We start from the raw sequence: 22163 nt of genomic DNA, 5'->3' as shown, positions 1-22163 counted from the left end.
TAGAGTGAGCAAAAAACACACAAGGACCACCTTATGTGCCTGATCGTTTTCGCCTGGCGTCCGGGCCATGCCCAGCCGCTGATCGTCGCGGCCAACCGTGACGAGTTCTACGCCCGCCCGAGCCTGCCGCTGGCGCCATGGACCGACGCGCCGCACGTACATGCCGGGCGCGATCTTGAGGCGGGCGGCACCTGGCTGGGGATCGGCGCCAGCGGGCGCTTTGCCGCGCTGACCAATATCCGCGATCCACACCAGCCTCCGGCGCGTAAATCGAGGGGCGAGCTGGTGGCGCGGTTTCTCGCGGGCGATGCGTCGATTGATGATTATTTAAGCGATGTGGTCGCGCGCTCGCCGGAGTACGCCGGGTTCAACCTGCTGCTGGGCAATGCCCACGAGCTGTGGCACTTCAATGCGCGAACGTCCGAGCCGGTGATGCTCCAACCCGGGGTTTACGGGCTGTCGAATGCCGGGCTGGATACGCCGTGGCCGAAACTGCTCAAGGCCAAGGCTGCCCTGAGCGCGGTGCTGGACGATCCACAACCTGCGCGGTTGCTGGAGTTGCTGGGCGATGCGCAAACCGCACCGTTTGCCGAACTGCCGGACACCGGAGTCGGGCTGGCGACCGAATCACTGCTGTCGAGCGTGTTCATTGCCAGCCAGAGTTACGGGACGCGGGCGAGTACGGCGTTGATTGTGCAGGCGGACGGCACGCGGCGGATGATCGAGCGCAGTTTCGGGCCGTATGGCGGGCATTTGGGGGAGGTGGAGATCAATACCTGAAAGTGAGCAACCATTGTGGCGAGGGAGCTTGCTCCCGCTCGGGTGCGAAGCAGCCGCAACCCAGCCAATGCGATCTCTCAGAAGAATCTCATTGACCGAATTGGGAGCGCTCCGCACTCCAGCGGGAGCAAGCTCCCTCGCCACAGGGCCATCAGCCTTTTAAAGGGCCTTGTTGACCGCCGGCGGATTCATCTTCGACAAGCCGAGATTCTTCAGCGCCAGTTGCAGCGAGCTGTGGATAACCTGCGGATTGTCGATGGTCATCAGCTCGGCCAGCAGGTCCTTGGCCTTGCTCAGGTTGATTTGACGCAGCATCCACTTCACTTTCGGCAGGTTGGTGGCGTTCATCGACAGGCTGTCGAAGCCCATCGCCATCAACAGCACCGCCGCTGCCGGATCACCGGCCATTTCGCCGCAGATGCTCACCGGCTTGCCTTCGGCATGCGCGTCGCGCACCACAGTCTGCAGGGCTTGCAGCACCGCCGGGTGCAGGTAGTCGTAGAGATCGGCTACTCGCGGGTTGTTGCGGTCAACCGCCAGCAGGTACTGAGTCAGGTCGTTGGAGCCGACCGACAGGAAGTCCACCTGGCGCGCCAGTTCCCTGGTCTGATACACCGCCGCCGGAATCTCGATCATCACCCCGATCGGCGGCATCGGCACGTCGGTGCCTTCGTCGCGCACTTCGCCCCAGGCCCGGTGGATCAGGTGCAGGGCTTCTTCGAGTTCGTGGGTGCCGGAGATCATCGGCAGCAGGATCCGCAGGTTGTTGAGGCCTTCGCTGGCCTTGAGCATCGCACGGGTCTGCACCAGGAAGATTTCCGGGTGGTCGAGGGTCACGCGAATCCCGCGCCAGCCGAGGAACGGGTTGTCTTCCTTGATCGGGAAGTACGACAGCGATTTGTCACCGCCGATGTCCAGACTGCGCATGGTCACCGGTTGCGGATGAAACGCGGCGAGCTGCTCGCGATAGATCGCCAGTTGTTCCTTCTCGCTCGGGAAGCGCTGGTTGATCATGAACGGCACTTCGGTGCGGTACAGGCCGACACCCTCGGCGCCGCGCTTCTGCGCCCGCGCCACATCGGCCAGCAGACCGGTGTTGACCCACAACGGCATGCGGTGCCCGTCGAGGGTCACGCACGGCAGGTCACGCAGGGTATCGAGGCCCAGCGCCAGTTGTTTCTCTTCTTCGACCACCTCGGCGAACTGCTTGCGCAGCACGTCGCCAGGGTTGGTGTAGACCTCGCCGCGGGTGCCATCGACGATCACTTCGATACCGTCGACCTTGGCGTACGGCAGATCGACCAGGCCCATCACCGTCGGAATGCCCATGGCCCGGGCCAGGATCGCGACGTGGGAGTTGCCCGAACCGAGGACCGACACCAGACCGACCAGCGTGCCTTCCGGCACCTCGCCGAGCATCGCCGGCGTCAGTTCTTCGCTGACCAGAATGGTTTTTTCCGGGTAGACCAGGTTCTGCTGACGCTCTTCCTGCAGGTAAGCCAGCAGGCGCCGGCCGAGGTCTTTGACGTCCGACGCACGCTCGCGCAGGTAGGCGTCGTCCATCAGTTCGAAACGGTTGACGTGCTCAGTGACCACCTGGCGCAGCGCGCCCTGGGCCCACTGGCCGGTCTTGATCACGGTGGTGATTTCGCTGCCCAGCGAGGCATCGTCGAGCATCATCAGGTAGACGTCGAACAGCGCGCGCTCTTCCGGACGCAACTGGGTCGCCAGTTTGGCGGACAAGGCGCGCATGTCGGCGCGCACGCCTTCGATGGCGGTCTTGAACAGCGCCAGTTCGGCGTCGATGTCGGTGATGTGCTTGTCCGGCACCACGTCCAGATCCGCTGGCGGCAGCATCACCACCGCAGTACCGACGGCAGCACCCGGCGAACCCGGTACGCCGACGAACTTGGCTTCCTGAATACCCTTGCCCTGACGGCCCAGGCCACGGATCGAACCGGTGGCCTCGGCGTGGGCGATCACGCCGGCGAGCTGCGCGCTCATGGTCACGAGGAAGGCTTCTTCACCTTCATCGAACTGGCGGCGTTCTTTCTGCTGGATGACCAACACGCCGACGACGCGGCGGTGGTGAATGATCGGCGCCCCGAGGAAGGAGGCGTAGCGCTCCTCGCCGGTCTCGGCGAAGTAGCGGTAGCGCGGGTGATCCGCGGCGTTTTCGAGGTTCAGGGGTTCTTCACGCGTGCCGACCAGACCCACCAGACCTTCGTTGGGTGCCATGCTGACCTTGCCGATCGAGCGCTTGTTCAAGCCCTCGGTGGCCATCAGGACGAAGCGGTTGGTCTCGGGATCAAGCAGGTAGACCGAGCAGACCTGGCTGCCCATGGCCTCTTTGACGCGCAACACAATAATCCCCAACGCCGCCTTGAGATCCTTGGCGGAGTTAACTTCCTGGACGATCTTGCGCAGCGTATTGAGCATGGCTCGGGGTCGAACTCCGTCGTCAGTCGCGCGCTAAAAGGCGCGGGGCAAGCTCTTTGAGGGCGCGTCGATACACCTCGCGCTTGAATGTCACCACCTGGCCCAACGGATACCAATAACTGACCCAGCGCCAGCCATCGAACTCCGGTTTACCGGTCAAATCCATCCGCACCCGCTGCTCGTTGGAGATCAGGCGCAGGAGAAACCATTTCTGTTTCTGGCCGATGCACAGCGGTTGGCTGTGGGTACGCACCAGACGTTGCGGCAAACGATAGCGCAACCAGCCCCGGGTACAGGCCAGTATTTCAACATCTTCACGTTCCAGGCCAACTTCTTCGTTCAGCTCGCGGTACAAGGCGTCTTCCGGCGTCTCCTCGGGGTTGATTCCCCCTTGCGGAAACTGCCAGGCATCTTGATTGATACGGCGAGCCCATAGCACCTGGCCGGCGTCATTCGTCAGAATGATCCCGACATTGGGGCGGAAACCATCGGGGTCGATCACGGCAACAACCTCGCAAACGCATGTCGCCGCATTGTTCCACAAAGCTTGATAAGGCGGCAACGAAGGTTCCTACCTTATGTGCACTCTTGTGAAAAGACCGTATTCTTGTCGCCTTTTTACTGACTTTTCAGCGGGTAACTGCAATGCGCCTGGCTCTATTCGATTTGGACAACACCCTTCTGGGCGGCGACAGCGATCACGCTTGGGGCGACTATCTGTGCGAGCGCGGCTTCCTCGATCCGGTGGCGTACAAGCAGCGTAACGACGAGTTCTACCAGGATTACCTGGCCGGCCAGCTGGATAACGCCGCGTACCTGAACTTCTGCCTGGAAATCCTCGGTCGCACCGAAATGGCCGTGCTTGAGCAGTGGCATAACGATTACATGCGCGACTGCATTGAGCCGATCATGCTGCCCAAGGCGCTGGAGTTGCTGAAACAGCACCGTGACGCCGGTGACAAACTGGTGATCATCACCGCCACCAACCGCTTCGTCACCGCGCCGATTGCCGTGCGCCTGGGCGTTGAAACCCTGATCGCCACCGAGTGCGAGATGGTCGATGGCCGCTACACCGGGCGCAGCACCGACATTCCGTGCTTCCGCGAAGGCAAGGTGACGCGCCTGAATCGCTGGCTGGAGGAAACCGGGCATTCGCTGGATGACAGCTATTTCTACAGCGACTCGATGAATGACCTGCCGCTGCTGGAGCAGGTGGCGAACCCGGTGGCCGTGGATCCGGATCCGAATCTGCGGGCCGAGGCCGAGAAGCGCGGATGGCCAGTCATTAGTCTGCGCGGCTGATATAGCTATCGCTGGCAAGCCAGCTCCCACAGGTTTTTCAGGTGGTCACACCATTTGTGTTCGCTACAGATCCTGTGGGAGCTGGCTTGCCAGCGATTGAAGCAACGCGGTCTCAAGCCTTAAACAGGCTTGGCGCCCATCAACCCGGCAATCGCGATAAAGCAGACAACACTGAACAACGCCAAGGCAAAAGTGAACCTGCCAACCCCGCCAGGCGCCTTGCGCAAGCGATTCAACCGCACCAGCAACCAGAACCACGCCAGCGCCGCCACGGTATACAGCACGCTGGAGGCCAGCAGCCAGGTCTGCCCCAGCGGCCAGCCGACCAGATGCACCATGCCCCAGCCGGTGAACGGCATGCTCAACAACGCCAGGCCCATCAACAGCCAGATGAACACCCGAGGCCGTTGCAAGGTGCGGCTGCCCGCCGTTGCATCACCTTTGCGTTTTGCCAGAAAAACCCAGACTCCCAACCCCAGCGCACCGGCCAGCAACACTACAGTGGCGACCATGTGCGCGGCTTTCAGGGCAGTTAACGTTTCCATTGTTCGATTTCCTCAGGGCCTGCCCATCAGCGTAGCCGCTCAGCCAAGAAACAACTGATAGGCCGGGTTTTCGCTTTCATCCCAGTACGGATAACCGATTTCCTCAAGCGCCGCCGGCACCAGATGGCGCTCGTCATGCGGTACTTGCAGGCCCGCGACCACCCGGCCGTCAGCTGCGCCGTGGTTGCGGTAGTGGAACATCGAAATGTTCCAGCGCCCGCCGAGCTTGTTGAGGAAGTTGAACAGCGCGCCCGGACGTTCCGGGAATTCGAAGCGGAACACCACTTCGTCGATCACGTGCGCCGCATGGCCGCCCACCATGTGACGAATGTGCAACTTGGCCAGTTCGTTGTCGGTCAGGTCGAGTACCGGGAAACCCTGCTCGGTCAGGCTCGCCAGCAGCGCGCTGCGCGGGTCGTTTTCCGGGTGCGTCTGCACGCCGACGAAGATGTGTGCTTCGCTGCCGGTGTTGTAGCGATAGTTGAATTCGGTGATCTGGCGCTTGCCAATCGCTTCGCAGAAGGCTTTGAAACTGCCGGCCTTCTCAGGAATGGTCACGGCGATGATCGCCTCGCGACCCTCGCCCAGCTCGGCGCGCTCGGCGACGTGGCGCAGGCGGTCGAAATTGACGTTGGCTCCGGAGTCGATGGCGACGAAGGTCTGGCCACTGACGCCGCGCAGTTCGACGTACTTCTTGATCCCGGCCACGCCCAAGGCGCCGGCAGGTTCGGTGATCGAGCGGGTATCGTCGTAGATATCCTTGATTGCCGCGCAGATCTCGTCGGTGCTGACAGTTATTACTTCGTCGACGTAGTCTTTGCAGATGTCGAAGGTGTGCTGGCCGATCTGTGCCACCGCCACGCCGTCGGCGAAGATGCCCACGGTCGGCAGTACCACGCGCTCACCGGCGGCCATGGCCGCTTGCAGGCAGTTGGAGTCGTCCGGCTCGACGCCGATGACCTTGATGTCCGGACGCAGGTATTTCACGTACGCCGCGATACCGGCAATCAGACCGCCGCCGCCGACCGGCACGAAGATCGCGTCCAGCGGTTGCGGGTGCTGGCGCAGAATTTCCATCGCCACGGTGCCCTGCCCGGCAATGGTGTGCGGATCGTCGTACGGGTGGATGTAGACGTAGCCCTTTTCATCGACCAGTTTCAGCGAGTAGGCCAGCGCTTCCGGGAACGAATCGCCGTGCAGCACGACTTTGCCGCCGCGCGAGCGCACGCCTTCGACCTTGATCTCCGGAGTAGTCTTGGGCATGACGATGGTCGCTTTCACGCCCAGCACTTTCGCCGCCAGCGCCAGACCCTGCGCATGGTTGCCCGCCGACGCGGTGACCACGCCACGGGCACGTTCTTCGTCAGTCAGCTGGGTCAACTTGTTGTAGGCGCCGCGAATCTTGAACGAGAACACCGGCTGCAAGTCTTCACGCTTGAGCCAAATGTCATTGCCCAGCCGCTCGGAGAGCTGGCGAGCGTTCTGCAGCGGGGTTTCTACGGCAACGTCATAAACGCGCGAGGTGAGGATCTTTTTGACGTACTGTTCGAGCATCGGAAAGCATCACTGAGCGGTTGGGCAGGGCCAAGGAGTCTAACCCGGCTTTTGCCCGTGCGACCACACTGAACAGGGGGTTTTAGGGTGTGGAGACCTATTGTGGCGAGGGAGCTTGCTCCCGCTCGGCTGCGCAGCAGTCGTAAATCAGAACATACGATTTTTCTGAAAGAATGCAAAAGGACCGCTTCGCGCTCCAGCGGGAGCAAGCTCCCTCGCCACAGGAGTGTTTCCCCCTGCCTTGTCGCGAGGCCTATAATGCCGGCCTTTCCGAACTCACCTTGCCCGCTTCCGGAGCCCGCATGACCCAGGATCAACTCAAACAGGCAGTGGCTCAGGCCGCCGTCGACTTCATCCTCCCGAAACTCGATGACAAGAGCATCGTCGGGGTCGGCACCGGCTCCACCGCCAACTGCTTCATCGATGCGCTGGCCCAGCACAAGGGCGCGTTCGATGGCGCGGTCGCCAGTTCCGAAGCCACTGCCGCACGCCTCAAGGGCCACGGCATTCCGGTGTATGAGCTGAACACTGTCAGCGACCTGGAGTTCTACGTCGACGGCGCCGACGAGAGCGACGCGCACCTGAACCTGATCAAGGGCGGCGGCGCCGCCCTGACCCGCGAGAAGATCGTCGCGGCCGTGGCCAAGACCTTCATCTGCATCGCCGACGCCAGCAAACTGGTGCCAGTGCTGGGCGAATTCCCGCTACCGGTGGAAGTGATCCCGATGGCCCGCAGCCACGTCGCCCGCCAACTGGTGAAACTGGGCGGCGACCCGGTGTACCGCGAAGGCGTGCTGACCGACAACGGCAACATCATCCTCGACGTGCATAACCTGCAGATCACCAACCCGGTGGAGCTGGAAGCGCAGATCAACGCGATCGTCGGCGTGGTCACCAACGGCCTGTTCGCGGCGCGCCCGGCGGATCTGCTGTTGCTGGGCACCAGCGAAGGTGTAAAAACCCTGAAGGCTGAGTAAGTCAGCCGCCCACCAGTTATGGGCAGGCGAGTAAACCTGTGGGAGCTGGCTTGCCAGCGATGAGGCCGTCAGATTCAACAACAATGTTGACTGACAGGCCGCCATCGCTGGCAAGCCAGCTCCCACAGTGTTTTGTGGTGTTAGTCAAGGCTGTGCAGGTTTCCTGAAGACGTAAAACAGGTTCGGCTCACTCACCAGATACAACGTTCCGTCATCATCCATCGCCATGCCTTCGGCTTGCGGCACGCTCTTGTGCAAACCCTGCCGGCCCTTGTTCAGCGACAAGGTGCTCAGCGGACGTCCATCAACATCCAGTTCAAGAATCAGCCCCGACTCGTCGGACAGCGCCAACAAATGGCCGCTGCGCTCGTCGTATTGCAGGCTCGACAGATCGCGCACGAACATCCCCGCATCGCGCTTGGGATTATTGATCACGTGCACCGCGTAGGATTTTTCCGGATTGAAGTGCGGAAATCCGTGCACTTCATAAATCAGCATCGGGTCGCGCTCCTTGGCCACGAACAGGCGTTTGCCCACCGAGTCATACGCCAGGCCCTCGAAGCCCTTGTTGCCGCTCATGTGCACGCCAAGTGTCATCTGTTCGGCATCCGCCGCATCGAGGAAGGTCGTGTCCTGCTCAAGATGCACCTTGATCAGCCGTTGCTCTCGCTCGTCGGTGATCACATAGGTGTCGGCACTGATGAACTCCACCGCTTCGGCATCGCCAAAGCCGATCAGTGCGATGCGCCGCAGGATCTTGCCGTCGAGCGACAACTCGACCAATTCGGCGTGCTTATTGGTCACGGTGAACAGGCTTTTGCGCAGCGGATCGTAGGTCAACGCCGACACATCGTCGTTCAACCCGTCGATGACCCTGGCCTCCACCTCGACCCGGTACTGATCCAGACCGATGGCCTGGCTGCTTAACGGTTGCCACACACTGTGCAGGTTGAACCAGGCGCGCTCGAACAGGCGCAGGTATTGGCCGATCGCGATCAACGCGATCAGGGCAATCACTGACAGGATGGCAAACAGGGGCTTGGGACGGGCAAGTCGACGCATTCAGGCAGGCTCGGGATCAAAACAGGCGGATGAAATATCACGCCTGTCTGAACTGAAGCTTAATGGCCACTTGCCTGCGACCACAAGCCGACCGCGATGGGCTTACTTCTGCTTTTCGAAGCGATAGAACAGGTTCGGCTCACTGACCATGTACAGCGTACCCGCGTCGTCCATGGTCACGCCTTCGGCGCGGGGAATGGTGCTCTTCAAACCGTTGAAGCCGCCCAGCAGGGTCATGAAGCTGACCTGCTCGCCCTTCTCGTCCAGCTCCAGCAGCAGGTGCGAGTCGGCGGACAGCACCAGGGTGTGGCCGGTACGCGGGTCGATGGCCAGTGCCGAGAGGTTGCGGATATCCAGTTCATCATTGGCCAGCTTCTGCTTGTCGCCCTTGAGGATCTGGCTGCCGTCGCTTTTCCAGGTGAACAGCGCTGGCGGCCGCTCTTCGCCCAGCAGCAACTGCTGGTTGCGCGGATCCCAGGTGATTGCCTCAAATGCCTTGTTCTGGTTTTTCGACGGACCGAGGTCGTATTTCGGGAAATCGGCGATATTCAGCTCGCGGGTGCTGGCATCGACCTTGACGATGGTCAGCAGATGCTCGCGCTCATCGACGATCGCCATCAGGCCGTTTTCCAACACGGTCACACCTTCCGGATTGCTCCAGCCCACCAGCGGCATCTTGCGTAGCACATCACCCTGCAGGGTCAGTTCGACCAAAAACGGGTTCTTGCCCATCACTGAAAACAGGGTTTTGGTCTGCGGGTTGTAGGACAGGTCAGAGGCCTCGTCCTTTTCCATGCCCGGCAGCAGTTTGCCGTCGATGACCACACGATAGTCCGGCAACCAGATGCTCGCTTTTTGCTCGGCCTGGCTTTCGAAACGCTCGCGCAACCAGAGCAGGCCACGGTCGTCCCAATGCATGGCAAACGCCAGGCCATACGCGGCGGCAAGCACCAGCAACAGCCAGACATACCAGCGCAGGGCAAAACGTGAGCGACGAGGAGGATTGAGCTGTGTTTGAGCTGACATCAGGGACGCGTTCCGAAAATTCAGGCTATGGGTAATAGCACAAAGAGGCCGGCTCAGACGCCAGAATGAGAGGAATTATCCGGACAGAATGTGAAAAAAACGGCAAATGACGGGATTGCCCCTGCCTTATAAAGCCGGATCAAAAGATCGCAGCCTGCGGCAGCTCTACAGAGACAGGTGTAGGAGCTGCCGAAGGCTGCGATCTTTTGCCCTTAGCGCACGCTGCTGCTGAAGCGGCTCGCGCCAACCAGTTCCAGCACGATGTCGTCGCCGACGTTCAGCGGGCCGACGCCCACTGGCGTGCCGGTGAGGATCACGTCGCCGGCCTGCAGCGAAAAGCAGCCGGCCATGTGCTGGATCATCGGCACGATCGGGTTGAGCATCGCGCTGCTGTTGCCGTCCTGACGCACTTCACCGTTGATGGTCAGGCGAATGCCGATGTCGGTCAGGTCTGGGAACGTGCTGCCGACCACGAACGGCGCGATCACCGCCGCGCCGTCGAACGACTTGGCGATTTCCCATGGCAGGCCCTTGGACTTGAGCTCGGCCTGCTTGTCGCGCAGGGTCAGATCCAGCGCCGGGGCGAAACCGGAGATCGCATCCAGTACTTCTTCGCGGCTCGGTTTGGTCGACAGCGGCTTGCCGATCAACACGGCGATTTCCGCTTCGTAGTGCACCGAACCGCGCTCGGTCGGAATGCTGAACCCACCTTCCAGCGGCACCACGCAACTGCCCGGCTTGATGAACAGCAACGGTTCGGTAGGCACCGGATTGTCCAGTTCCTTGGCGTGCTCGGCGTAATTACGGCCAATGCACACCACTTTCCCGATCGGGAAGTGAATGCGCGTGCCGTCGACGTACTGGTGCTGATAGCTCATTTACCGACTCCTGCCTTCATTGATTCAGGGGATTGCCAATCAAACCGCGAAGATCTTGCCCGGGTTCATGATGCCGTTCGGGTCGAACACCGCTTTGACCGCCTTCATGTACTCGATTTCGACCGGCGAACGGCTGTACGTCAAGTAGTCGCGCTTGGTCATGCCCACGCCATGTTCGGCGGAGATCGAACCGTTGTATTTCTCGACGGTTTCGAACACCCACTTGTTGACGGTCGCACACTTGGCGAAGAACTCGTCCTTGCTCAGGGTATCCGGCTTGAGGATGTTCAGGTGCAGGTTGCCGTCACCGATATGGCCGAACCAGACAATTTCGAAATCCGGGTAATGTTCACCGACGATCGCGTCGATTTCCTGCAGGAATGCCGGCACTTTCGACACAGTGACCGAGATGTCGTTCTTGTACGGTGTCCAGTGCGAGATGGTTTCGGAAATGTACTCGCGCAGCTTCCACAGGTTCTGCAGCTGGGTTTCGCTCTGGCTCATCACGCCGTCCAGCACCCAGCCCTGCTCGACGCAGTGCTCGAAGGTTTCCAGCGCGGTGTTGGCCACTTCTTCGCTGGTGGCCTCGAATTCCAGCAACGCATAGAACGGGCACTCGGTGTCGAACGGCGCCGGTACGTCGCCACGGCCCAGCACTTTGGCCAGGGCCTTGTCGGAGAAGAATTCGAATGCGGTCAGGTCAAGCTTGCCCTGAAAGGCGTGCAGCACCGGCATGATCGAGTCGAAATCAGCGGTGCCGAGGACCATCGCCGTAAGGTTTTTCGGCGCGCGATCCAGACGCATGGTCGCTTCGACCACAAAACCCAAAGTGCCCTCGGCACCAATGAATAACTGGCGCAGGTCGTAACCGGTGGCGTTCTTGATCAGGTCTTTGTTCAGCTCCAGCACATCGCCCTTGCCGGTGACCACTTTCAGGCCGGCGACCCAGTTACGGGTCATGCCGTAGCGAATCACCTTGATCCCGCCGGCATTGGTGCCGATGTTGCCGCCAATCTGACTGGAACCGGCCGACGCGAAGTCCACCGGGTAGTACAGGCCGTTTTCTTCGGCGACGTTTTGCAGGTGTTCGGTGACCACGCCGGGCTGGCACACGGCGGTGCGATCGGTGAGGTTCACGTCGAGAATCTGGTTCATGTAGTCGAACGACACCACCACTTCGCCATTGGCGGCGACGGCGGCGGCGGACAGCCCGGTGCGCCCGCCGGATGGCACCAGCGCCACTTTGTGGGTATTGGCCCAGCGGACGACGGCCTGCACCTGCTCGATAGTCTTGGGAAACACGATGGCGCTTGGCGCGGGAGCAAAGTGCTTGGTCCAATCCTTGCCGTACGCATTCAGGGAGTCGGCGTCGGTCAGGACCTTGCCAGGCTCGACCAGGGTCTTCAGTTCATCAATCAGGGCAGGATTGGTCATCGACAGAACTCTCGAACAATTCATGGTCATCCTGAAGACGCTTCACGTCGCAGGAATGAGTGTTTCGCGGGGTGGCTATGCTAGCATACCGACCCCGCAGGCCAGTGCCCAAGGCCAGTTCTGCGGTGACGGCTTTCTTGCCGTGCGGGTCAGCTCCAGGCTGCTCCCCTCCCTGCCATTTTTCTCCGGGATACAGGTTTACGCAGATGAGCAAGACTTCTCTCGATAAGAGCAAGATCAAGTTCCTTCTTCTCGAAGGCGTCCACCAATCGGCTGTCGACGTCCTCAAGGCGGCGGGCTACACCAGCATCGAATACCTGACAGGCTCCTTGCCGGAAGCCGAGCTCAAGGAAAAGATCGCTGATGCTCACTTCATCGGCATTCGTTCGCGCACCCAACTGACCGAAGAGATCTTCGATCACGCGAAGAAGCTGGTCGCGGTCGGCTGTTTCTGCATCGGCACCAACCAGGTTGACCTGAGTGCTGCCCGCGAGCGCGGTATCGCCGTGTTCAACGCGCCGTACTCCAACACCCGCTCCGTCGCGGAACTGGTGCTGGCCGAAGCGATCCTGCTGCTGCGCGGCATCCCTGAGAAAAACGCTTCCTGCCACCGTGGCGGCTGGATCAAGTCCGCAGCCAACTCCTTCGAGATCCGTGGCAAGAAACTCGGCATCGTCGGCTACGGCTCGATCGGTACGCAGCTGTCGGTTCTGGCGGAAGGCTTAGGGATGCAGGTGTTCTTCTACGACACCGTGACCAAGCTGCCGCTGGGCAACGCCACTCAAGTCGGCAACCTGCACGAGCTGCTGGGCATGTCCGACATCGTCACCCTGCACGTTCCGGAAACCGCTGCGACCCAGTGGATGATCGGCGAGAAGGAAATCCGCGCCATCAAGAAGGGCGGCATCCTGATCAACGCCGCGCGCGGCACCGTGGTCGAGCTGGACGCCCTGGCGGACGCGATCAAGGACAAGCACCTGATCGGCGCGGCCATCGACGTGTTCCCGGTAGAGCCACGCTCCAACGACGAAGAGTTCGAAAGCCCGCTGCGTGGCCTGGACAACGTGATCCTGACCCCGCACATCGGTGGCTCGACTGCCGAAGCCCAGGCCAACATCGGTCTGGAAGTGGCGGAGAAACTGGTCAAGTACAGCGACAACGGTACTTCGGTGTCGTCGGTGAACTTCCCGGAAGTGGCCCTGCCGGCTCACCCTGGCAAGCACCGTCTGCTGCACATCCACGAGAACATTCCGGGTGTAATGAGCGAGATCAACAAGGTCTTCGCCGAAAACGGCATCAACATCTCCGGTCAGTTCCTGCAGACCAACGAGAAAGTCGGTTACGTGGTGATCGACGTCGACGCCGAGTACTCGGAGCTGGCGCAAGAGAAGCTGCAACACGTCAACGGCACCATCCGTAGCCGCGTACTGTTCTGATCGAACGCCGAGCAATGAAAAAGGGAGCCTTCGGGCTCCCTTTTTCATGCACCACCGGAAACTTATTTGACGTTGACGGTGATTTTCTTCGACACGATTGGCGGATCGAACGGCATGTGGCCGCTGTCGCCCAGTTCCAGCTGCAAGGTGTGCTTGCCCGGGGCCAGTTTGATCGTGGCCTCGGTCTGCGCCTTGCCGAAGTGCATGTGATTGGCGTCATTCGGAATCGGTGCGCCCGCCGCCGGCATTTGGTCGACGTCGATCAGCAGGTGATGGTGACCGGTGTTCTTGGTAACGTCACCGGCCGGTGCCAGCGCAACGTCCTTGACCCCGAACTTGACCTTGAACTCCTGAGAAACCGTGGCCCCGTCTTCGGGAGAAACGATGAACACTTCGGCACCTTTAGGCGCCGGGGTCGCTGCACTGGCCAGCACTGAAACACCCATCAACAGGCCAGCCAAGGCTGCTCGTGACATAAACGTTTTCATTCTCTTCTCCAGTTTTTCCGTAAAATCCGCGCGGTCATGACAACTTCATGACCATTCGTTGTCGAAGGCACTCGACAACCATAGCAAAGCGAGCCTGACTCAGAGCATCGCAATAATGATTTCAAAGGAGTGACCATGCGCCTTCTGCCTGGCCTGATCTGCCTGCTACCCCTTCTGAGCCCCTTGGCTCACGCCGAACTGATTGATGACGTCAACGACCGTGGCGAGTTGCGCATTGCCCTTGAGGCTAATACACCGCCCTTCAATTTCAAGGATGGCGACACACTCACGGGGTTCGAGGTCGAGCTTGGGCAACTGCTGGCCAACGAGCTGGATGTACGCGCCGACTTCATCGTCACCGACGAAGCCGACCTGCTCCAGGGCGTTGAAAGCGGCAAGTACGACGTCGCGCTCAACCACATAGCACTGACACCTGAACTCAAGGATCGTTTCGACTTCAGCGAGCCTTACGGCAAGGTCGACTCGCAGCTATGGGCGAAGAAAGATGAGCAGCCACGGCCAATGGTGCTGGTGCAGGCGCTGACCGAAGAGAAGCCGAAAGCGACCCCGGTGGAGCTGGCGATTCCGTTTCAGAAGGGTAATCCGGCATTTCACGCCAGCCTGGAAGGTGCGTTGCAGCGGATCAAGGCCGATGGGCGGTTGGCGGCGCTGTCCGCGAAGTGGTTCACCGAACCATAGGAGCTGCCGCAGGCTGCGAGCTCTTGATCTTGATCTTGTAGATCAAAAGATCGCAGCCTCGTTTCACTCGACAGCTCCTGCAGACGGTCTTTGGTGGGCTTTTAGTCGAGGTGGGCCAGGGCCATGGAGGCTTGAGAAAGTTCGAGTTCACTGAAGACTTGAACCCCATGGCGTTTGAGCAGCGCAGCCGTCACGCCTTCTCCCGAGACCTTCACCCCACTGAACGTCCCGTCATAAGTCAGCAGATTCCCGCAGGAAGGGCTGTTGGCCTTGAGCACCGCGACGCGGATGCCATGCTTTTGCACCAGTGCCAGCGCCTGCCGCGCGCCGTCGAGAAACTGCGCGCTGACGTCCTCGCCCTCGCTGGTGATCACCGCCGCCTGGCCATCGAGCACGTCGGTGCCCTGCCCGCCCGGGATTTCCGCCGCGGCACGCGGGGTCGGCAAACCACCGGCCACTTCCGGACACAGCGGCACCACACGGCCTTCGGCGATCCACTGTTCGAGCACGTCGAACGGCCCGCTGGCCCCGCCGTCGTAACGCACGCGGTGGCCCAACAGGCAACGGCTGACCAGAATCTTCTGCATCTCAGAACGGCTCGTTGCCACGGCGACGAAACCAGCCGGTCAGCGACAGGCGTTCGCGCTGCGCCGGCAACACTTCATGCGGTACTTCGCCAGAGAGGAACACCACCAGGCAGCCGCCGGTGGGTTGCACGTCATGCACCCGGTCTTCGCTCAGGTACATGCGCAACTGACCGCCGTCTTCCGGCAGCCAGGCGTCATTGAGATAGACCACCGCCGAGACCATGCGCCGGTCATCGTCGCGAAAACGGTCGACGTGCTTGCGGTAGAACGCGCCCGGCGGATACAGGGCGAAGTGGCACTCGAAATCCTCAAGCCCGAGGAACAACCCGCGATTGAGCGCCTCGCGCAGACTCTCCATCAGATTCAGATAACGGTCGCTGGCCTCGGCCTGGCCCGGGTCGATCCACTGGATGTGGTCGCCACGAATGCCCTCGCGAATCTCCGAAAACGGCCCACGGCCTACCGCTGCCGGCGCCAGTTCGCCCTCGGCCTCACGTTTGCGGCACTCGGCCGCCAGCTCACGGGTCAAACCCGCGGGCAGGAAAATGTTCTGCTGCGACCAGCCATGCTCGGCCAGGTCGTCGACGATGCGTAACAGCAGCGGGTGTTCAGAGGATATTTGCATGGCGCGCATAGTATGCCGGCGGCAGGAAATCCGACAGAGCCACGCGGCGGCTTGATACGAATTCTCGACAAGTACCGGCACCGCACGGAGAATAGTCCGCTGCTGACAGGAGTCCCTATGCGCCGTTTGCTTTTTTCACTGTTGATGTTCTGCGTTTTGCCCGCCTGGGCGGACGGCCACGATCAGCTGTACAAGATCGCCGGCTGGCCAGATCAACGTGCGCATTTCAACGATGCCCTGAGCGCCGCGCAGCAGCGCTACCAGAACAACCTGCCGCCGGCGGTGTTTCAAGCCCTGGTCAACAACAGCAACCAGCGCTTCGCCCCCCAAGCCATGGATCAGCGTGCCGAAGCGCAGCTGCGCCAGCACCTTGCCGATCCACAACCGGCGCTGACCTTTTTTCAATCGCCGCTGGGCAAGAAAATCGTCGCCGCTGAATTGCTCGCCACCCGTAGCGATCAGCTGGCGAAGAACGCCAAAGGCTTGCCGAAGATGCAGGTCAGCGACAGCCGTCTGCTGGTCATCGGCCATCTGGCGCAAGCGCTGCCGGCGCGCGAGGCCGGCGCCGAAGTCAGCCTGGCGATAGCCGGCGTGGCGGCGGACAGCTTGAGTTCGATGATTCCCGGCCTGCTCGGCGGCGGTCAGGCGCAAGGCATGCTGAACGGCCAGCGCCAGCGCCTGATGGAGCAGATCGGTGCCGATTTGAACAACACGCTGCTCTACGTTTATCGCGATCTGTCGGACGACGAACTGGAGCAGTTCGCGACCTTTGCCGAGTCTGCCGAGGGCAAGGCGTATTACCAGGCGGCGCTCGCAGCGATCCGGGCCGGGTTGGCGGTGGGGCAAAGCTCTTCGAACCTTGGCCAGTAAGCTTTATCACCTTTCAGACCGCCATCGCTGGCAAGCCAGCTCCCACAAGGATTTTCATCGAATACAGAATTTGTGAACGCCGGAAAACCTGTGGGAGCTGGCTTGTCAGCGATGAGGCTAGCAACTCCCCTAGAGATTCCGCCCCCTGATCCGCTTGTTCAGAAACTCGAAATACTCCTCGCGCATCTCCAGCGTCTCGTTCGCCAGATGATGCCGCGCCTGCGGCAGCAACAGAATCTGCGGCCGGTCGAATTTCCACTTCAGCACCTGCAAGTTGTGCTGCCAGTCCACGGTCATGTCCGCCTGCCCCTGAATGATCAGCGGCCGTCGCGGACTTTTTTTCGCGTGCTCGACGCGGATAATCCAGCGCGACAGCGCACCGACCCACGCGGTCGGCAAGCGCTTTGGCTGCAACGGATCGGCCTGCAGAAATGGCAGGAAATCCGGGTCGTTGGAGTTCTCGCTGAAGCGCCGGGCGATGCCTCGCACGAAAGGTCTGAGCAGGTAATAACTGAGCTGCGACCAGCCCCAGGCACGCGGACGTACCAGCGGCGCCAACAGAATCAAATGGCCTTGCGCCGGGCTGCCCTCGCCATGATTGAGTACATGGTCGACGACGATCGCGCCGCCGGTGCTTTGCCCGCACAGGTGCCAGGGTTGCGGCAGGGCAATCGAACCGGCTTCGGCGAACAACGCCTGCAAGGCGTCCTGATATTCAGAGAAATCACGGATGCTCGCCCGCGGCCCACTCGACAAACCATGCCCCGGCAAGTCGCAGGCGATAACAGCAAAATCCTGATCCAGCGCCCACTCGATGACATGCCGATACAGCCCGGTGTGATCGTAAAAACCGTGCAGCAGAAACAGCGTGCCCTTGACCTTCTCCGGCCACCAGCAATGGCTGACCAGCTCATATCCGTCCACTTCGAACCGGCCCATGCCGCGCCAGACATCGCGCTCGGGGAAATCGGTTTTATAAAACCGCTGATACGCCTTCGCCTCGTCCGACAACGGCTGCCACTGGGCCAAAGGCTTGAGGCTGGCGCGTAAATGATCGGCATCGAAAGTGTCAGGCATGCGGGTATTCCAAAGCGGTAAACAGACTTTATCGGCCTGCGATATTCATCTGTTGCGGCAAGCATGGCAAGCTAGCCCCCCTTCGAGGATCGAAAAACCATGCGCTCGCCCTACCGCACCGCACTGTTTGCCAGCCTGCTCGCGCTTGTGTGTGCCGGGGTACTGTGGGCGGCGTACGACTGGTTTCAGGGGCGTTATCTGCGTGCGTTCAGTCAGCACACCGCGGTGTTTTCCGGTGATTCGCTGCGTCTGCCGGATGAACTGGCCGGGCCCGGCAAAATCCGTCTCGTGCACTTCTGGGACCCGGCCTGCCCATGCAACGTCGGCAATCAACAGCACCTGACGGAAATGGTCGAACAGTTCGGCCCGCGCGGCGTGGAATTCTTCGCCGTGCAAAAAGCTGGCAGCCACGGCCAGTTGCCCGCGACCCTGAGCAATCTGAAAAACATCACGGTGTTGCCCGGTTCCGAGCAGGTACCGGCCAGCCCCGCCGTGGCGATCTGGGACCGCAGCGGCAAACTGGCGTACTTCGGCCCCTACAGTGAAGGCCTGACCTGCAACTCCAGCAACAGCTTTATTGAACCGATCCTCAACGCGCTGATGGATGATCGACCGGTCAACGCCACCCACACCCTGGCGGTCGGGTGTTACTGCCCTTGGCCGGTGGTGGTGCAGTAAGGCATTCCGGACTTTTCGAGGACAGCGATGCACGGCACGGAAGGTCTGTGCTAATTGTTTGCAGCCCGACGGGCGGCAATCCCGCATGCACAAGGAGTCACCATGAAACGCGTCTTCACCGTTCTTGCCTTGCTCATCGTTGTCCTGCTCGCCAGCGTCGGCGCCTACCTCTACAGCAAGCAACCGACGCGTCAGGGCCAGGTGGAGCTGCGCAACCTGCAGGGTTCGGTGACCGTGCGTTACGACGAACGCGGGGTACCGCATATTCGTGCCGAGAACGAAATCGATCTGTATCGCGCCCTCGGCTACGTGCACGCTCAAGATCGCCTGTTCCAGATGGAAGCCATGCGCCGCCTCGCGCGTGGCGAACTGGCCGAAGTGCTAGGGCCGAAGCTGCTCGACACCGACAAACTGTTCCGCAGCCTGCGCATCCGCGAACGCGCCGCCCGTTATGTCGCCAGTCTCGATAAGCAGTCACCGGCGTGGAAGGCCCTGCAAGCCTATCTGGACGGCATCAACCAGTATCAGGACAGCCACGCCGCGCCGATCGAGTTCGACGTGCTGGGCATCCCCAAGCGGCCGTTCACCGCCGAAGACAGCATCAGCGTCGCCGGTTACATGGCCTACAGCTTTGCCGCCGCGTTTCGCACCGAGCCGCTGCTGACTTACGTGCGCGATCAACTCGGCACCGATTACCTCAACGTCTTCGACCTCGACTGGCAGCCCAAAGGCGTGCTTGCCAAAGGTCACGCCAACAAGACGCCGGCCCTCGCCGCCAGCGACTGGCAAGACCTCAACGCCCTCGCCCGCCTCAGCGAGCAGGCGCTGATTGAAAACGGCCTGCCGCAATTCGAAGGCAGCAATGCCTGGGTGATTGCCGGCAGTCGCAGCCAGAGCGGCAAACCGCTGCTGGCCGGCGACCCGCACATTCGTTTCTCGGTGCCTTCGGTGTGGTACGAAGCACAACTGTCGGCGCCGGGGTTTGAGCTTTACGGCCATCATCAGGCGCTGGTGCCGTTCGCGTTCCTGGGGCACAACCTGGATTTCGGCTGGAGCCTGACCATGTTCCAGAACGACGATCTGGATCTGATCGCCGAGAAGGTCAACCCGGACAACCCGAATCAAGTCTGGTACCACGGCCAGTGGACCGATCTGCTCAGCTCCGAGCAGCAGATCGCGGTGAAGGGCCAGGCGCCGGTGACGCTGACCCTGCGCCAGTCGCCCCATGGCCCGATCGTCAACGACGCCCTCGGCACTGCCGCCGGCAAGACACCGATCGCCATGTGGTGGGCGTTTCTCGAAACACCGAACCCGATTCTCGAAGGCTTCTACCAGCTCAACCGCGCCGACACCCTGGCCAAGGCCCGCACTGCGGCGGCGAAGGTGCAGGCGCCGGGGCTGAACATCGTTTACGCCAACGCCAAGGGTGACATCGCCTGGTGGGCTTCGGCGCTGTTGCCCAAACGCCCGGCCGGGGTCAAACCGGAGTTCATTCTCGACGGCAGCGGCAATCAGGCGGACAAGGATGGTTACTACCCGTTCAGCGCCAACCCGCAGGAGGAAAATCCGGCGCGCGGCTACATCGTCTCGGCCAACTTTCAGCCGCTGTCGCCGACCGGGATGGAGATTCCCGGTTACTACAACCTCGCCGATCGCGGCCAGCAGCTCAATCGCCAGCTCAGTGACAAGAACGTGAAATGGAGCAACGAGGCCAACCAGCAGCTGCAACTGGGCACCACCACCGGTTACGGCCCGCGCACTCTGGCGCCGCTGCTGCCAGTGCTACGTGAGGTCGTGAGTGATCCGGCGCAACTGAAACTGGTCGAGCAACTGGCGCAGTGGCCGGGCGACTATCCGCTGGATTCGGTGAGCGCCACCGTGTTCAACCAGTTCCTCTACGACCTCGCCGATGCGGCGATGCGCGATGAGTTGGGCAACGACTTCTTCGAAACACTGCTCTCGACCCGGGTGATCGACGCCGCCCTGCCGCGCCTGGCGGCGAACGCCGATTCACCGTGGTGGGACAACCGCACCACGCCGAACAAGGAGACTCGCGCCGACATCGTCAAAGCGGCGTGGCAGGCGAGCATCGCACACCTGAAACAGACCCTCGGCGACAATCCGTCGGGCTGGCAATGGGGCACGGCGCACACCCTGACCCATGGCCATCCGTTGGGTCAGCAGAAGCCGCTGGACCGGATCGTCAATGTCGGGCCGTTCGCTGCGCCGGGCAGCCACGAAGTGCCGAACAACCTCTCGGCCAAGCTTGGCCCGGCGCCATGGCCAGTGACTTACGGGCCTTCGACGCGGCGGCTGGTGGACTTCGCCGACCCGGCACACAGCCTGACCATCAACCCGGTCGGCCAGAGCGGTGTGCCGTTCGACAGCCACTATGACGATCAGGCCGAAGAGTACGTCGAGGGAATGTACGTGCAGGCGCACTTCAGCGAGGAAGAGGTGACGGCCAATACCCGCAGTACGTTGAAGCTGTTGCCGGCGCGGGCTGCGCAATAGATTTGTGCTGGCTGGTCTGGCCCCATCGCTGGCAAGCCAGCTCCCACAGGATTTTCAGTGAAGACAGATTATGTGAACACCCGAGAAACCTGTGGGAGCTGGCTTGCCAGCGATGGGGCCCTTAAGAACACAAGAGACCTTCAGAGCATCAACGCAAAATTCAGCCGAAACTGCTGCGGCGTCACCCCCAACCGGCGATTGAACACACTGCGCATGTGCTGCGCATCGCGAAACCCGCACTGATAGGCCACGGTCTTCAGTGGCGCCGTGGTGCTTTCGAGCAGCACCCGTGCCGCATCCACTCGCGCACTTTCGACGAACTCTGCCGGGGTGACCCGGGCCTCGCGGGCAAACACCCGGGAAAAATTGCGCGCGCTCATGTTCGCCGCATTCGCCAGATCGGCAATCGTCAGGTCGCCGGTGAGATTGGCCAGCACATACAGCTGCACCATCGCCACCGCCGAGGTCGGCTCCGCATGCGGCGTGAGAAACGGACTGAACTGCGACTGTCCGCCCGAGCGCTGGGTGAACACCACCAGCCGTTTGGCCACGCTCAGCGCCACGTCAGCGCCGTGATCGCGGGCCAACAGGTACAGCGACAGATCGATCCCCGCCGTAACCCCGGCCGAGGTATAGAGCGCACCGTCCTCGACATACAGGCGATCGGCTTCGACCCGCGCCGATGGACACAATTGCGCCAGCGCTTGGGCATCGTTCCAGTGAGTGGTCACCGTTCGCCCGTCCAGCAGCCCCGCCCGCGCCAGCATGAACGCGCCGTTGCAGATCGAGCCAAAACGCCGCGCACGGGCACTGGCCTCGCGCAGCCAGGTGTCGAAGCCTTTGCCGAAATCCAGAAACGGTAACTGCGGGCCGCCGGCGACCAGCAGCAAGTCCCAGGCGTCGAGCGCCTCGCTGAAGTGCCGGTGAGCGCTGAGGTTCAGGCCATTGGAGCAAGCCATCGGCCCGCGTTCGACGCCGATCACCTCCAGCCGATAGTGATCCTCGGGGGGCAGAAAACGATTGGCCTCGGCAAACACATCCATCGGCCCGCTGACATCCAGCGCCTGCACGCCGGGGAACACCACGATGGCGATGGTTCTGTTCATAAGCCTCCTTGGGGATCTTTGTGGCGAGGGGATTCATCCCCGATCGGCTGCGCAGCAGTCGTAGATCCTCACTGCGCGGTTTACCT

Annotated in this window: 21 protein-coding genes; 8 read left to right on the top strand and 13 right to left on the bottom strand. The window is 61.5% G+C overall.

The features are described from left to right. Positions 1-33: 33 nt before the first annotated feature. Positions 34-780 carry an NRDE family protein gene (locus tag OC71_RS18585; protein WP_041072167.1) on the top strand — a complete coding sequence of 249 codons (747 nt, stop codon included), beginning with the start codon at positions 34-36 and terminating at the stop codon, positions 778-780. A 159-nt stretch (positions 781-939) separates the two neighbouring features. On the opposite strand, the gene ptsP is transcribed toward OC71_RS18585, so the two are convergent. Then, entirely contained in the window at positions 940-3219 is a 2280-nt protein-coding gene (gene ptsP / locus OC71_RS18580) for a phosphoenolpyruvate--protein phosphotransferase (protein WP_041072165.1), read from the bottom strand. A gap of 22 nt (positions 3220-3241) precedes the next feature. Then, on the bottom strand, positions 3242-3721 hold the full coding sequence (locus tag OC71_RS18575) for an RNA pyrophosphohydrolase (RefSeq protein WP_003229203.1): 480 nt from the start codon (positions 3719-3721) through the stop codon (positions 3242-3244). Between the two features lie 143 nt (positions 3722-3864). Between OC71_RS18575 and OC71_RS18570 the strand changes: the two genes are divergently transcribed. Further along, complete coding sequence (locus OC71_RS18570; RefSeq protein ID WP_041072163.1) at positions 3865-4521, top strand: HAD family phosphatase; 657 nt, start codon at positions 3865-3867, stop codon at positions 4519-4521. A gap of 119 nt (positions 4522-4640) precedes the next feature. Here the strand turns inward: OC71_RS18570 and OC71_RS18565 are convergent, their stop codons facing one another. Both OC71_RS18565 and ilvA read right to left on the bottom strand, forming a co-directional pair. Next, positions 4641-5066: a DUF2269 domain-containing protein gene (locus OC71_RS18565; RefSeq protein ID WP_041072161.1), complete on the bottom strand. Its 426-nt coding sequence runs from the start codon at positions 5064-5066 to the stop codon at positions 4641-4643. 39 nt (positions 5067-5105) lie between these two features. Next, positions 5106-6620: a threonine ammonia-lyase, biosynthetic gene (gene ilvA / locus OC71_RS18560; protein ID WP_041072159.1), complete on the bottom strand. Its 1515-nt coding sequence runs from the start codon at positions 6618-6620 to the stop codon at positions 5106-5108. Between the two features lie 302 nt (positions 6621-6922). On the opposite strand from ilvA, the gene rpiA reads away from it, so the two are divergent. Next, positions 6923-7597 (top strand): ribose-5-phosphate isomerase RpiA, encoded by a 675-nt coding sequence (rpiA, locus tag OC71_RS18555; RefSeq protein WP_041072157.1) that lies wholly within the window; start codon positions 6923-6925, stop codon positions 7595-7597. 144 nt (positions 7598-7741) lie between these two features. Here the strand turns inward: rpiA and OC71_RS18550 are convergent, their stop codons facing one another. The 4 genes from OC71_RS18550 to OC71_RS18535 form a co-directional block, all read right to left on the bottom strand. Next, positions 7742-8659 (bottom strand): SdiA-regulated domain-containing protein, encoded by a 918-nt coding sequence (locus tag OC71_RS18550; RefSeq protein WP_041072155.1) that lies wholly within the window; start codon positions 8657-8659, stop codon positions 7742-7744. A 102-nt stretch (positions 8660-8761) separates the two neighbouring features. Next, positions 8762-9685: an SdiA-regulated domain-containing protein gene (locus OC71_RS18545; protein WP_041072153.1), complete on the bottom strand. Its 924-nt coding sequence runs from the start codon at positions 9683-9685 to the stop codon at positions 8762-8764. A gap of 212 nt (positions 9686-9897) precedes the next feature. Beyond that, positions 9898-10563, bottom strand: a complete 666-nt coding sequence (locus tag OC71_RS18540; protein WP_041072151.1) for a fumarylacetoacetate hydrolase family protein — start codon at positions 10561-10563, stop codon at positions 9898-9900. A gap of 39 nt (positions 10564-10602) precedes the next feature. Continuing rightward, positions 10603-11997 carry an FAD-binding oxidoreductase gene (locus OC71_RS18535; RefSeq protein ID WP_041072149.1) on the bottom strand — a complete coding sequence of 465 codons (1395 nt, stop codon included), beginning with the start codon at positions 11995-11997 and terminating at the stop codon, positions 10603-10605. Positions 11998-12203: 206 nt separating this feature from the next. Between OC71_RS18535 and serA the strand changes: the two genes are divergently transcribed. Continuing rightward, positions 12204-13433 carry a phosphoglycerate dehydrogenase gene (gene serA / locus OC71_RS18530; protein ID WP_003229219.1) on the top strand — a complete coding sequence of 410 codons (1230 nt, stop codon included), beginning with the start codon at positions 12204-12206 and terminating at the stop codon, positions 13431-13433. Between the two features lie 62 nt (positions 13434-13495). On the opposite strand, the gene OC71_RS18525 is transcribed toward serA, so the two are convergent. Continuing rightward, a complete protein-coding gene (locus OC71_RS18525; RefSeq protein WP_041072147.1) occupies positions 13496-13921 on the bottom strand; it encodes a DUF4399 domain-containing protein in 426 nt (141 codons plus the stop codon). A 135-nt stretch (positions 13922-14056) separates the two neighbouring features. Between OC71_RS18525 and OC71_RS18520 the strand changes: the two genes are divergently transcribed. Further along, a complete protein-coding gene (locus tag OC71_RS18520) occupies positions 14057-14620 on the top strand; it encodes a transporter substrate-binding domain-containing protein (RefSeq protein WP_041072145.1) in 564 nt (187 codons plus the stop codon). Between the two features lie 101 nt (positions 14621-14721). Here OC71_RS18520 and OC71_RS18515 read toward each other — a convergent pair whose 3' ends face one another. Beyond that, positions 14722-15207, bottom strand: coding sequence for a DUF523 domain-containing protein (locus tag OC71_RS18515; protein WP_041072143.1), 486 nt, complete (start codon positions 15205-15207; stop codon positions 14722-14724). Between the two features lies 1 nt (position 15208). Then, a complete protein-coding gene (locus tag OC71_RS18510) occupies positions 15209-15841 on the bottom strand; it encodes a 2OG-Fe(II) oxygenase (protein WP_041072141.1) in 633 nt (210 codons plus the stop codon). A 108-nt stretch (positions 15842-15949) separates the two neighbouring features. On the opposite strand from OC71_RS18510, the gene OC71_RS18505 reads away from it, so the two are divergent. Then, a complete protein-coding gene (locus tag OC71_RS18505; protein ID WP_041072139.1) occupies positions 15950-16702 on the top strand; it encodes a DUF2059 domain-containing protein in 753 nt (250 codons plus the stop codon). A gap of 129 nt (positions 16703-16831) precedes the next feature. Here the strand turns inward: OC71_RS18505 and OC71_RS18500 are convergent, their stop codons facing one another. Next, entirely contained in the window at positions 16832-17779 is a 948-nt protein-coding gene (locus tag OC71_RS18500; protein ID WP_041072137.1) for an alpha/beta hydrolase, read from the bottom strand. 99 nt (positions 17780-17878) lie between these two features. On the opposite strand from OC71_RS18500, the gene OC71_RS18495 reads away from it, so the two are divergent. Together OC71_RS18495 and OC71_RS18490 are read left to right on the top strand one after the other, a co-directional pair. Continuing rightward, positions 17879-18457, top strand: coding sequence for a DUF6436 domain-containing protein (locus OC71_RS18495; RefSeq protein ID WP_041072135.1), 579 nt, complete (start codon positions 17879-17881; stop codon positions 18455-18457). Between the two features lie 102 nt (positions 18458-18559). Next, positions 18560-20971 carry a penicillin acylase family protein gene (locus OC71_RS18490; RefSeq protein ID WP_041072133.1) on the top strand — a complete coding sequence of 804 codons (2412 nt, stop codon included), beginning with the start codon at positions 18560-18562 and terminating at the stop codon, positions 20969-20971. A 140-nt stretch (positions 20972-21111) separates the two neighbouring features. On the opposite strand, the gene OC71_RS18485 is transcribed toward OC71_RS18490, so the two are convergent. Beyond that, positions 21112-22077 carry a GlxA family transcriptional regulator gene (locus OC71_RS18485; RefSeq protein ID WP_041072131.1) on the bottom strand — a complete coding sequence of 322 codons (966 nt, stop codon included), beginning with the start codon at positions 22075-22077 and terminating at the stop codon, positions 21112-21114. Between the last annotated feature and the right edge of the window lie 86 nt (positions 22078-22163).

Origin of the sequence: Pseudomonas sp. W15Feb9B (assembly GCF_000828175.1) — a bacterium.
GTDB classification, from domain to species: domain Bacteria; phylum Pseudomonadota; class Gammaproteobacteria; order Pseudomonadales; family Pseudomonadaceae; genus Aquipseudomonas; species Aquipseudomonas parakoreensis.
The sequence above is the reverse complement of the archived record's forward strand: the minus strand, read 5'-3'. Positions and strand labels throughout refer to the sequence as shown.

Excerpts from the sequence above, each read along its gene's own strand:
- OC71_RS18585 (WP_041072167.1), top strand. The coding sequence starts at position 34 with ATGTGCCTGATCGTTTTCGCCTGGCGTCCGGGCCATGCCCAGCCGCTG.
- ptsP (WP_041072165.1), bottom strand. The coding sequence starts at position 3,219 with ATGCTCAATACGCTGCGCAAGATCGTCCAGGAAGTTAACTCCGCCAAG.
- OC71_RS18570 (WP_041072163.1), top strand. The coding sequence starts at position 3,865 with ATGCGCCTGGCTCTATTCGATTTGGACAACACCCTTCTGGGCGGCGAC.
- OC71_RS18565 (WP_041072161.1), bottom strand. The coding sequence starts at position 5,066 with ATGGAAACGTTAACTGCCCTGAAAGCCGCGCACATGGTCGCCACTGTA.
- ilvA (WP_041072159.1), bottom strand. The coding sequence starts at position 6,620 with ATGCTCGAACAGTACGTCAAAAAGATCCTCACCTCGCGCGTTTATGAC.
- rpiA (WP_041072157.1), top strand. The coding sequence starts at position 6,923 with ATGACCCAGGATCAACTCAAACAGGCAGTGGCTCAGGCCGCCGTCGAC.
- OC71_RS18550 (WP_041072155.1), bottom strand. The coding sequence starts at position 8,659 with ATGCGTCGACTTGCCCGTCCCAAGCCCCTGTTTGCCATCCTGTCAGTG.
- OC71_RS18545 (WP_041072153.1), bottom strand. The coding sequence starts at position 9,685 with ATGTCAGCTCAAACACAGCTCAATCCTCCTCGTCGCTCACGTTTTGCC.
- OC71_RS18540 (WP_041072151.1), bottom strand. The coding sequence starts at position 10,563 with ATGAGCTATCAGCACCAGTACGTCGACGGCACGCGCATTCACTTCCCG.
- OC71_RS18535 (WP_041072149.1), bottom strand. The coding sequence starts at position 11,997 with ATGACCAATCCTGCCCTGATTGATGAACTGAAGACCCTGGTCGAGCCT.
- serA (WP_003229219.1), top strand. The coding sequence starts at position 12,204 with ATGAGCAAGACTTCTCTCGATAAGAGCAAGATCAAGTTCCTTCTTCTC.
- OC71_RS18525 (WP_041072147.1), bottom strand. The coding sequence starts at position 13,921 with ATGAAAACGTTTATGTCACGAGCAGCCTTGGCTGGCCTGTTGATGGGT.
- OC71_RS18520 (WP_041072145.1), top strand. The coding sequence starts at position 14,057 with ATGCGCCTTCTGCCTGGCCTGATCTGCCTGCTACCCCTTCTGAGCCCC.
- OC71_RS18515 (WP_041072143.1), bottom strand. The coding sequence starts at position 15,207 with ATGCAGAAGATTCTGGTCAGCCGTTGCCTGTTGGGCCACCGCGTGCGT.
- OC71_RS18510 (WP_041072141.1), bottom strand. The coding sequence starts at position 15,841 with ATGCGCGCCATGCAAATATCCTCTGAACACCCGCTGCTGTTACGCATC.
- OC71_RS18505 (WP_041072139.1), top strand. The coding sequence starts at position 15,950 with ATGCGCCGTTTGCTTTTTTCACTGTTGATGTTCTGCGTTTTGCCCGCC.
- OC71_RS18500 (WP_041072137.1), bottom strand. The coding sequence starts at position 17,779 with ATGCCTGACACTTTCGATGCCGATCATTTACGCGCCAGCCTCAAGCCT.
- OC71_RS18495 (WP_041072135.1), top strand. The coding sequence starts at position 17,879 with ATGCGCTCGCCCTACCGCACCGCACTGTTTGCCAGCCTGCTCGCGCTT.
- OC71_RS18490 (WP_041072133.1), top strand. The coding sequence starts at position 18,560 with ATGAAACGCGTCTTCACCGTTCTTGCCTTGCTCATCGTTGTCCTGCTC.
- OC71_RS18485 (WP_041072131.1), bottom strand. The coding sequence starts at position 22,077 with ATGAACAGAACCATCGCCATCGTGGTGTTCCCCGGCGTGCAGGCGCTG.